The organism is Parasutterella muris (assembly GCF_943193095.1).
Classification (GTDB): Bacteria; Pseudomonadota; Gammaproteobacteria; order Burkholderiales; family Burkholderiaceae_F; genus Parasutterella; species Parasutterella muris.
On sequence record NZ_CALPCV010000025.1, the window covers coordinates 25,699 to 35,794 of the forward strand.

Below are 10,096 nucleotides of genomic sequence, written 5' to 3' on the forward strand. Positions count from 1 at the left end.
TAATTTTTTTGTAATTCTGCCTTAGTAAAGCGGCCTTAAACAAAATCGAGCATAAAAATAGCCCGACCGGCTGACTGAACCGATCGAGCCTATATTTACTTACTCGGTATTACTTCAGAAAAACTCCTGCGTAATTTCCAAGCCATCCGTCACCGAACACATTGTGCGCATAGTGACGAATTTCTTCGCCAGCCTGACGAAGTTCGAGTTCGTTTTCAAAGTTCATGTTGTCCGCGCCGAAACCAAGCATATCGGTGACAAACAAAAGCGTACGGACGGATCCGTCTTCTCTCTTAACAGGCGCCATCAGGAAGAAATCATTTGCCTGAACATTCGTGCGGTCTGCGCCGAACATCTTGAAGTAGTCATTTGCCTTCAGCATATCGCGGCAAAGGATAATCTTTGGAGACTTTTCTTCTTCAGTCTGACGGAAGAGCGCGCCTCTGGTTTCAATTAAGAAATTGATGAAATCCTTAAAGGTCGGCAGTCCTGTGTATTCAGCCATTGTGACGACGCCTTTATCCGTCTTGACGGCAGGTTTCTCGATCCAAGCCTGCGGCTCGAGCAGACCGATACAAACCGGAGAGGCAGAAAGCATCAGGACGGGCTGCTGTTTTTCTTCTCCGGCTGGACTAAATACTTTGCCTACCTGAGAAGGTTCATTGCCGACAATTGCATTCACCAAACGACCAACGGATTCTGAGAACTTACATCCGCACTGGAGGGGACGAAGCAGCTTGTTTACATCGGTTTGAGGATTAGCAAACTTGACGGTCGGGGCCATCGGAAGATCACATTTAAATGAATGGTCGCAGACGAGCCAGATCGGAGCATCAGGATTTCCGCCCATGCATCCGGCAAAAGAACTTACGAATTTGGTAAAAACTTCAGGTACTTGAACCATTTTGAACTCCTCCAACAAAATTTTCCTTCCTGAGTTTCAGCACTCAGGCCAGGATTCAATACATATTGCGGTGCTTAGGCACGTTCTTTTTATTTGCTGCAGCCGCAACCGCAGCCGCAGTCAGTCGCAGCCTCAACTTCAGCGTCCATCAGAGCTTCAGTTTCGGCCTGCTCGGCTTTTTCCTTTTCTTTCTTTTCCGTCTTTTTGCTGACAGGACCGCAGTCGGTAGCCGCTTCGATATCAGCGCCCATCAGATCAACGGTTTCCTGCTGCTGTTTTTCTTCGGCGAGTTTTTTTACTGCTTTGTTCATCTAAAACACTCCTTTTTAAAAGATGCTTAGACTTTATTCTTTTCGGTGGGTTAGTAACTTCGGACCGTGCTAAAAATGGGAACACGGCGAGAGGGACAATGAAAAGAAGCCGTTACTTCTTTTCATTTTTCTGAGCTTCGTCAGAACTAAAGTGTTCTTTGGCGTTCTGCTCCTGAATTTTTTCTATTTTCCGTTCCTCATCCGGAGAGTGTTTGATTTTATTTTGACCACTTTCTTCCTTTAGATTCTGAGCTATTGAGTGAAGCGTGTCTCCAACCTTTTGGGCTATCGATCGCTCCTCTGCAGCAGCCTGAATCGGCGCTGCGGAGAAACTGAAGAAAACAGCGGCAAGCAGTGTCAGAGATAATTTTTTGAGCATATATAAAACCTCTATGCGTTAACTCAATTATTTTTATACAGGGTTTATACTTAATAAATCTCATAGATATCCCTTTAACTTGTAAGTTATTAAGACAGCCACGCCTCTCTGAGCTCATGAATATCAATTTTTTTGTCTTAATTTCAAACAATTCTCAAAATGCTTTCTCGGCTTAATTTTTTACAACTTATTCGAGACATAATGAAAAAATAAACTCAAAACATATAGTAAGGATTAAACATGTCTACCCCTCAGCTGCAATCAGCGTTCAAGCGAAATATACTGGGCGTGATGATTGCTTACCTCGCTGCAATTGCTCTTGGCGTGATCGCAGGCGTGTGGCAGGAGCCGTATGTTATGACGGCCGCGCACTTCATTAGTACTGTTTTTATTCGGTTGTTTAAGTTCTTAAGTATTCCGATTATTTGTGTTTCCATTATTACTTCGCTTTCAACTCTTTCTCAAAATAAAGAAGGCGGAAAGATTTTTAAGCACACAATTTTTTATACACTGCTGACGACAATTCTTGCCGCGACGCTTGCAGCTGCGCTTTACATCATCATGCGTCCTGCCAATGTCTCCGTCGCCAATGTTACGAGTGAGACCGTCCACAAGATTGCGGGCGTTTCTTACCTTGATTATTTACAGAGCATTGTTCCGGACAACTTTGTCACGCCGTTCCAGACTGCTAACGTTCTCTCCGTTCTTTTAATCGCCGCCTCTGTTGGCATTGCGATTTCTAGGCTCCCGAATGGCGACAGTCAGGATTTGATGATCCGGTTCTTTTCCGCGCTGCAGAAAGTTTTATTTGAATTAGTGAACTGGCTAATTTTGGTTTTGCCGGTCGGTATTTTCGGATTTGTTGCAGTATTGGCTCAGGAAGTATCTCACGGAATGGATTTAGGCGGCCTCGGCACCTATTTTGCGATAGTGATTGCCGCCAACCTGTTGCAGATGTTCGTCATTCTTCCGGCATTTCTTCTTGTCAAGGGACTTAATCCGATCAAGGTGGCCAAAGGCATGTTCCCTGCGCTTACACTTGCGTTTTTTTCGAAGTCATCAGCCGCCACACTGCCACTCACGATTTCGAGTTCAGAAAATAATCTGCACGTCAATCCCAAAATCGCAGAATTTGTTCTGCCGATGTGCACAACGATTAACATGAACGGCTGCGCAGCTTTTATCTTCCTCACTGTTATTTATCTGATGCAGAATGCGGGCATTGCGATTACGCCGGGTGTTATTTTTGCGTGGATTTTCATTGCGACGCTTGCGGCTGTGGGCAACGCAGGTGTACCAATGGGCTGCTTCTTCTTATCAGCGAGCTTGCTTGCGAGCATGAATGTTCCGATTCTCCTCATGGGCGTCATTCTGCCCTTCTATGCGGTTGTCGATATGATCGAAACCACATTGAATGTCTGGTCGGATAGTTCAGTGGCGGTCGCAGTTAATAAGGATATGAAATTTTCTGCTCCGCACCAGATTGGAAGTGCGCCCTAAGTCTGTGAGTTGATTTTAAAGAGCACCTTAACGGGCGCTTTTTTTCCTTTATTTAAGCAGATGCACCTTAAAAGCAAAATGTCAGCCAAACACGGCTGACGGAGCGTCACCCCCAATTTAGTACACCTCGGCAGCGCAGTTCGTCTTTCGGCATCGAAAAAACAAACCTGTCAAAATACTAAAAAAAATTCACTGCTGTCCAAAATAATTTTCTCTCAAACTTTGACCTCAACATTTACAGTTGATCTAGGTCTGAGGAAGTTAAAAGTCATAAACAAGCCCCTGCTAATCAAATAAAGAAGGCTGTGCAAGCTTCGTGGGCTTCTCCCACTCCTTGATATCAGGTTGATTAAGCCAGTGGAGTAGGCATTTACAGGTCATAAGATTTAGTTTGAAGTATCTAGCCAGCCTACAATAAGTCCATTTATAAGTTGAGCGGCGGCGCATCAGCTCTAGCAACAAGATTGCTATGGCAGCTGTCCAAATCTGCGTCATGACAGCATTTTCAGTTGTTCCTACAAAGGTATCGATGACAAAATTTTGCTTGATCCGCTTAAAGAAAAGCTCTACTCTCCTTGTGGAGATCAGCCACCTCTGTGGCGCTTACTTCTTGGCTATTCGTAAGAAATTCAAATCAGCGATTTGTTTCTTTGTCCAACCATTGAACGACTCTGATGTTAGTGTCAGAGCAGTGCAGTTTGGCTTTAGCGCCCGTAAATTTCATCTCATAAAGGCCCCTGCAGCCATCGGGGTCGGTCTTGATAAGTCCTTAACGCAGCGGCTTGTCTTTTAAACGAGTAACAAACACTACTCCCTTATCCGTTAATCTTTTGAAGAGCGTGTAATCGTTATAGCCTCGATCCATAACCACAATAGAGCCGGGAGGGATGTTCTCTAATATTCCTTTGGCTCCTTTGATATCACTCGTCTTTGCCGTAGTTTCCACGATGACTTCCGGCAGTGACGTATCGTTGTTCAGAAGTGTATGAAACTTTATTCCGCCTTTACGCCTGCGATGCTGAGCCCATTCAAACAGGCGAAGACATAGGCTTATTGTCGTGGAATCCAAACTGAAGACCGGCTTGGTGAATTTGTTTCCGAGGCGTCCTTGTATCTCGTGCCGGAATTTTTCCAGAAGAACATAATAAAACTCCTTATAAAGCTTATAAGGCCGCTTACTGTTGGCGTAACTTAAGGTGGAGCGACATACCGCGGCTGCACCTATGTGACTAAGCTTGCCAAGACTTGAATAGAGACCGTAGGAAATCTCTCGCAATGAGCCTGCGCCTGTGAGCTGACAAAAGAGCATGGCAATAAATTGGCCCCACGTTGTAAGGCCCTTAGTCCCCTTGTCAGATTGGTACTTGTTGACCAAGTTTTGAAACTCAATTTTCCCGCCCATGAGCTGGACTAGTTGAGCAAATATAGATTTCGTTGATCTTTGCAAGCTAGTGCTCCGTTTGTCAAACGACAAGTTTAAGTACCCCACAAATGAACTAACCCCATAGACTGCGACAGTTAGCTCGTAAAAGTAGTAGAACAAATAGGATTCCTTTAGATTCTACCTTACATGCAACAAACTCAGCTATTTCCTATTGTATTTTCCTATGCGTTAGGGGAGATTTTGTCTGAAAGCGTAGCTGAAAGACAAAATCTCCCCTAACGCAGCGGTTTTTGCGCTCACTTTTATTATCTAACTAGCCGGCTATCAATCGGTATCCGGAATCACATGCTGCCTTTGAACTCCTCCGGCGATACATACCCTAAAGAGCGTTGAATGCGCTCTGTGTTGTACCACGTGATGTAGTCATCGATGATTTCCTGAGCCTTTGCTCTCGTCAGCTCTATTCTTTCCTGCGAGTCATTCTGCGGAACGTTTCACTCTTCATATGCCCGTAAAACGTTTCCATGCTTGCGTTGTCAAGGCAATTTCCTCTTCTGGAGTAGCTCGGACGAGCTCCGAGTTTTCTCACCGCTTTCACGTAAGACATACTTGTGTAGGTTCCACCTCTATCGCTGTGGATGACACAATCTGATGGCAGCAGTCCTTCCTTCGTCGGAAGCTTATTTAACGTAGCTAACGCTAATTGCAGCGTTGCACTCGAACCGGTTTCCCAAGCAACTATCTTATGGTTAAATAAATCTTTGATCGTGCTCAGTACAACCCAGCCCTCTCTTACCGGGACAAAAGTCATGTCCGTGACAAGTTTTGTCATCGGGCCGGATGAAGAGAAATCCCGTTTCAGCACGTTGTACAAAGGTTCCTGAACAGGCTCAAGCATTTCGGTCTTGTAATGGATTCTGCGCTTTGGGCGGACTCTTGAATTTAAGCCATGCAGCCTCATGAGTCTGGCGACGCGTTTATGGTTAATGGCAAAGCCGTTTAGTTTGCTCAAATACACCGCCATTCGCTTTGCTCCGTAAGCAAAATTACGGCGCTTTTGGAGTTCTGAAATCTGAGTGACTAAAGGATCACCTTCTTCAGCTCTTAATTGTTTTTGCCGTTTCCTGTAAAACGTGCTCCGATGGATTCCTAGCCAGGAGCAGGCCTCCTTTATTGGCACTCCTTTGTCTTTTAAAGACTCAACGATTGAGACAATATTTGATTCAGAGTGGTCCTTTAAATTAAAGTTTTTGGTAATCCACTCTTTGATTGCAAATGTATAGGCTAAGACAGACGTAATTGAGTAGCTGCTACCTCCAACTATTGCACGTCCTTTGCGATTTTTTAATTCGGATTTAACCCACCGTTGAACCGAACGTGGTTCCAGACCATAGAACTCGGCTGTCTTTAGTGAGGAACGAAACTTCCCTTCAATAACTTGTGTCGCAATAGAACTTGCGAAAGCCCGAGATATGGCCCTTTTGGATATCTCGTTCTTTCGGGACTGGGTTATGACGGACTTTATAGTACCTCTATAAACGCCAAATTGAATTGCAAGCTTAGTACAGGACAGGCCTTGACCATGCAGCTTAACTATTTCTTCTCTTTCAATAGCGGAAAGCGGGGATTGTCGCTCTTCAGAGGCAATCCAATCACTGCTCAAGAGGGATTTAGCCTTCCATAAACGCAAAATATCTTGCGGAACGCCCGATAGTTGTTCAATCTCTCGATACTTCTTCATTTCATCGAATAAGGATTGAACCAACCTTTTGGTCTCAAGAGAAAATATCTTCCTCGCCAAGGTGCCTCCTTGCCAAGTGTCGCATTTTCAGGGGGCAGTTCACATTAGGCGGCTATTCTATGCTGTCGCGTAACAGCTCCGTTTGTTTATTTCGCAAAAATCAACTTTATCGGATCGCCAGCATGTTTGCATTTGGGCTATGTCAATCGTTCAAATTTGTTTTGGACAGTAGTGGATAGACAAGAAACTGTCGGCGGGCGTGCCATGTTCAAAATTGAGTATCGCATTAGCCGCTAAATTTTGTTGAGAATAGCGTTTGCGGTGTTGAAATATAAAAAGAAATTCGATATTAAGAAAGCCTGTGTGGCAAGGTGCAGTTTGTAAGCCAAAAGTGAATCTGACAAGGTTAAAGGGCAATCTAGACCAATATGTTATGAGAAAGCTAAAGGCGCTTCCAGACAGCCTGAAGGGCCAACTTGTTAAAGTTATAAGGATGGTGCGTTATTAGGCATTGGAAGTACTTTCTTGAAGTTCATAATAGGCAGAATGTCATTGTTCGGCATACAACAGCCTGAAGAGATTTCTAGAGAAGCCTCTTCCAAAACATGTAGTGCTGCCTTTTTACAACTAACCTCAACAATGCAATGAAGTTTGATTAAAAAGCCTGAAATAAGGGCGTTAGGGGAGAATTTTGCCAAAATCAACTTGATTTCCAGGCGGGTTCCAGAGATTGGTCCTGCTCACCATGAAGAATTTCAACATTTATCAATCCGCGAATTGAGAAAATCTGGATGCTGTGTCGATCAATTTAGTATGCATTATTAGCGTAGTTCTTTTAAGGAACTAAGAAGATTGGATCACTTGCTCTCACTAAATTTAAAGATAACGACAATCCCTATGCGAAATAATTAAGAGCGCAAAAGTTAAAGCTACTCCAAATCACCTAGGTCTTCATAATTACTGGTTGAGTCGCGAAGGAAGTTCCTTCAATTGAGTTTGTTCCGAAGTCTTCGTTTTGATTCCGAGCTTTCCATAAGCGTGAAAACGGTGGCTCTCAACCGTGCGTTCACTTAATCCAAATTTAAAAATTTGTCAATCTTCTTTTACCAGAGACAAAACTTGCCTCTCTCTTATTGATAAAGATTGATAACGCCTATTCAGGTCTTCTATGTTCCCCTGACTTTGACCTACAGAATCTTTCCCTATGGCTTCGGATATGTACGATTTCGTTTCTCTACAAGAAAATAAGGATTAAAAATTAGACAATATATTTCCATCACAACCCCTCCCTGAACAAATAAAAAGGTCAAAAACCAAGCAATTTAGCTGGTATTCGACCAGTATAAATACAATCCGGTATTTAGAAAAAATAGGAATTAATTATCTTTGGGAGGCAAAGTATTTTTTGATCTCAAACAATACTTGGTTTTTAACTTATTGAATCTATTAAAAGGAATAATGCCTTCTTTTTGCATGCGACCAACAACGATTCCACAAAGGACCTCATTTTCTTTTGCAAATGTTCGGATAGAATCTTCCGAAAAACATTTTGTTTCGATAAAGGCTGTAAATATCGGAGTGGGTATGAGAATTTCCTTAGCAAAAGAATCAGCCTCATTCTCTTCTTCTTCCGTTACCCCATCAGCTTGAGCTACGTGTCCAAGAAGAACGTGACCAAGTTCATGGAACAAGCTAAACCAGAATTTGTCCGAATCTTTACCTCGCACCGTTAATCCTATAACTATTTTTTTCCCGTCACGAAAGGTTGCTCCATGAAGAAAAGATCCTGAAATATGGGGAAGAAACACAAGCGCAATTCCACACTCAGAAAGGAGCTCCTTCAGTTCTGGACAAAAAAGTTCAGGATCTAAAGTTGTTAAACGTCTAAGTTTCGGAAGTTTATCTCTTAGTTCATCTAAATTAATTGTTTTAACCGGTATTGACCTAGCTTCGATCTTTGCCCTCTGAGCCCAAGCAAGCAGAGCAAAATTTCCTTTTTCGGTAAGAGCTTGTCTCCGACAAGCTATTCGAGATAAACAAGTATTCCCAAGAAGAATACCTAAGTTTGCAACTTCAAAGAACTTTCGCAGTTCAATGACTCTCTCTATCGATGAAGAAACTTCAGAAAGCCAACCTTTGCGTACCATTTCAACAAAAGGAAACTGATTTGCGATATCTAAATCCTGAGAGATTTCGTTTTGAAGTCTAACCTTTGCAAGTTTCTCGCGAAAAATGGCTTCCAATTTATTCCAAAATCTAGAAGGGATACCCAAAACCATTTCCAACCGTTCCGCAACTTCTGGAGTAAGTTGAACTTCTCCATTTATCAACTTACTTATGTGCTTTTCGCTCATTCCCATGCGAACGGCAAATTCTTTTTGACTGATACCCCGGTCCTTCAATTGTTCTTTAACAGTTGCCCCAGGCGGTGTCGCTATAAAACTTTCACTTGTAAACATTGCGCCTTCTCCAGAACAAAATGAACGATTAATGATAATCAACTACTTCTAAGATGCACACCACATTGATTTTGTTTTTGACCATTGTCGTTTCCTGAAATCGGTTGACTACTTGATGATATTAAACCTAGTTAAAGTTTACTGTTTAAAGAGTAATCCCTGAAATTGGTTTACCCCTTGTTGATCTTATTCCTGCTTTTGGTTGCCAGGAGGTGTTGCCTACTGGCAACCAAAAGCAGGAATAAACAAATTTTACTTCACTATCTAGCTCTTAGATACTCCTCCCTACGTGATCTCCAATGCTTCTTTAACTCCCCTCTTAAAGCTGCTGCCTTTGCCGGAGTTAGTAAGTTATTGCTTAAATGCGGTCGGCACTCGTTGTAGAAAGAGACCACTTCAAACAATGCTTGCTCTAATTGCTCGTGGGTTTCAAACATACGACTCCCCAACATTTAATCTTTGATTGTCGAATTGATCCGCTCAGCTATTGAGTTTTCTTTTGGATCTCCGTTTTCAGTCATGCTTATACATATGCCTGATGCTCGAAGTAATTCAACATATCCTTTGCTTACACCCCCCCCGATCTGAGTGATGAATCAAGCTTTCTTTTTTAACTTCTATCCCTCTGGCTTGGCATAGAATAGATTGAGTGCCATTTTTAGTGCGCTGATTGCGGTTCTATTGCTCAGCTCAGAGCCTTGTTTCCTGCCTTGAACTACCCCCATAGACTGCGACAGTTAGCTCGTAACAGTAGTAAAACAAACAGGATTTCTTTAGATCTTACCTTACCTGTAACAAGCTTTGCTATTTTCTATTGTATTTTCCTATGCGTTAGGGGAGATTTTGTCTGAAAACGTAGTTGAAAGCACTGCTGTCCAAAATAATTTGATTTTAAAACTTGCCATCTGAATTTATCGGGGTTTACCGTCGCCGGAGTCTAAATGGTGAAATCAACCCCCTCTCCAAGAAAATAGAGACAGCCCCGTGACGATTCCGGAGGACTCTCCCATTCCTTTATATCCGGCTTGTTAAGCCAATGTTCTAGCGATTTACAGGTCATAAGGTTTAACTTGAAGTATCTGGCTAATCTGCAAAACGTCCAGTTATACTTGGAACGGCGCCTCAATAGCTCCAGCAGAAGTATGGCTATGGCAGCTGTCCAAATCTGTGTCATAACTGCGTTCTCTGTTGTCCCTACGAACGATTTAATGACCAGATTCTGTTTTATGCGTTTAAAGAACAACTCAATTTGCCAACGGTCCTTATACAAGTCGGCAACTTCGGGAGCAGTTAACTCCTTGCTGTTGGTGAGGAACTCAAACCAACGATCGGTTTTTTCGTCATACCATTGGACCACTCTGAATCGCATATCTTCGCAATGCTTTCGTGCTTGAGTACCGGTAAAGCTCATCTCGTAG

General features: G+C 42.9%; 10 protein-coding genes. 2 read left to right on the top strand and 8 right to left on the bottom strand.

Annotated features, from left to right (window positions below):
- Window positions 1-109: 109 nt before the first annotated feature.
- The 3 genes from NFR90_RS09170 to NFR90_RS09180 all read right to left on the bottom strand — a co-directional run bounded on the left by NFR90_RS09170 (window position 110) and on the right by NFR90_RS09180 (window position 1,594).
- The gene (locus tag NFR90_RS09170) at window positions 110-904 is read right to left on the bottom strand and encodes a hypothetical protein (RefSeq protein ID WP_160336159.1); all 795 of its coding nucleotides are present in this window, start codon (window positions 902-904) and stop codon (window positions 110-112) included.
- A gap of 89 nt (window positions 905-993) precedes the next feature.
- On the bottom strand, window positions 994-1,215 hold the full coding sequence (locus NFR90_RS09175; RefSeq protein WP_160336158.1) for a hypothetical protein: 222 nt from the start codon (window positions 1,213-1,215) through the stop codon (window positions 994-996).
- Between the two features lie 112 nt (window positions 1,216-1,327).
- Window positions 1,328-1,594: a hypothetical protein gene (locus NFR90_RS09180; RefSeq protein ID WP_251452419.1), complete on the bottom strand. Its 267-nt coding sequence runs from the start codon at window positions 1,592-1,594 to the stop codon at window positions 1,328-1,330.
- 240 nt (window positions 1,595-1,834) lie between these two features.
- Between NFR90_RS09180 and NFR90_RS09185 the strand changes: the two genes are divergently transcribed.
- Both NFR90_RS09185 and NFR90_RS09190 read left to right on the top strand, forming a co-directional pair.
- Window positions 1,835-3,094, top strand: coding sequence for a dicarboxylate/amino acid:cation symporter (locus NFR90_RS09185; protein ID WP_160336156.1), 1,260 nt, complete (start codon window positions 1,835-1,837; stop codon window positions 3,092-3,094).
- A 469-nt stretch (window positions 3,095-3,563) separates the two neighbouring features.
- Window positions 3,564-3,887: a hypothetical protein gene (locus NFR90_RS09190; protein ID WP_251452428.1), complete on the top strand. Its 324-nt coding sequence runs from the start codon at window positions 3,564-3,566 to the stop codon at window positions 3,885-3,887.
- On the opposite strand, the gene NFR90_RS09195 is transcribed toward NFR90_RS09190, so the two are convergent.
- From NFR90_RS09195 to NFR90_RS11705, 5 genes are all read right to left on the bottom strand, one after another.
- Window positions 3,864-4,583, bottom strand: a complete 720-nt coding sequence (locus NFR90_RS09195) for an IS4 family transposase (RefSeq protein WP_277612807.1) — start codon at window positions 4,581-4,583, stop codon at window positions 3,864-3,866. The two genes, NFR90_RS09190 and NFR90_RS09195, sit on opposite strands and share 24 nt — an antisense overlap.
- A gap of 236 nt (window positions 4,584-4,819) precedes the next feature.
- Entirely contained in the window at window positions 4,820-4,942 is a 123-nt protein-coding gene (locus NFR90_RS11700; RefSeq protein WP_353889447.1) for an IS3 family transposase, read from the bottom strand.
- Window positions 4,939-6,279, bottom strand: coding sequence for an IS3 family transposase (locus NFR90_RS09200; protein WP_251452435.1), 1,341 nt, complete (start codon window positions 6,277-6,279; stop codon window positions 4,939-4,941). Before NFR90_RS09200 ends, NFR90_RS11700 begins: the two co-directional genes overlap by 4 nt.
- 1,316 nt (window positions 6,280-7,595) lie before the next feature.
- A complete protein-coding gene (locus tag NFR90_RS09205) occupies window positions 7,596-8,678 on the bottom strand; it encodes a helix-turn-helix domain-containing protein (protein ID WP_160336370.1) in 1,083 nt (360 codons plus the stop codon).
- A 937-nt stretch (window positions 8,679-9,615) separates the two neighbouring features.
- On the bottom strand, window positions 9,616-10,096 hold a 481-nt coding region (locus tag NFR90_RS11705), incomplete at its 5' end, for a transposase (RefSeq protein ID WP_371873883.1).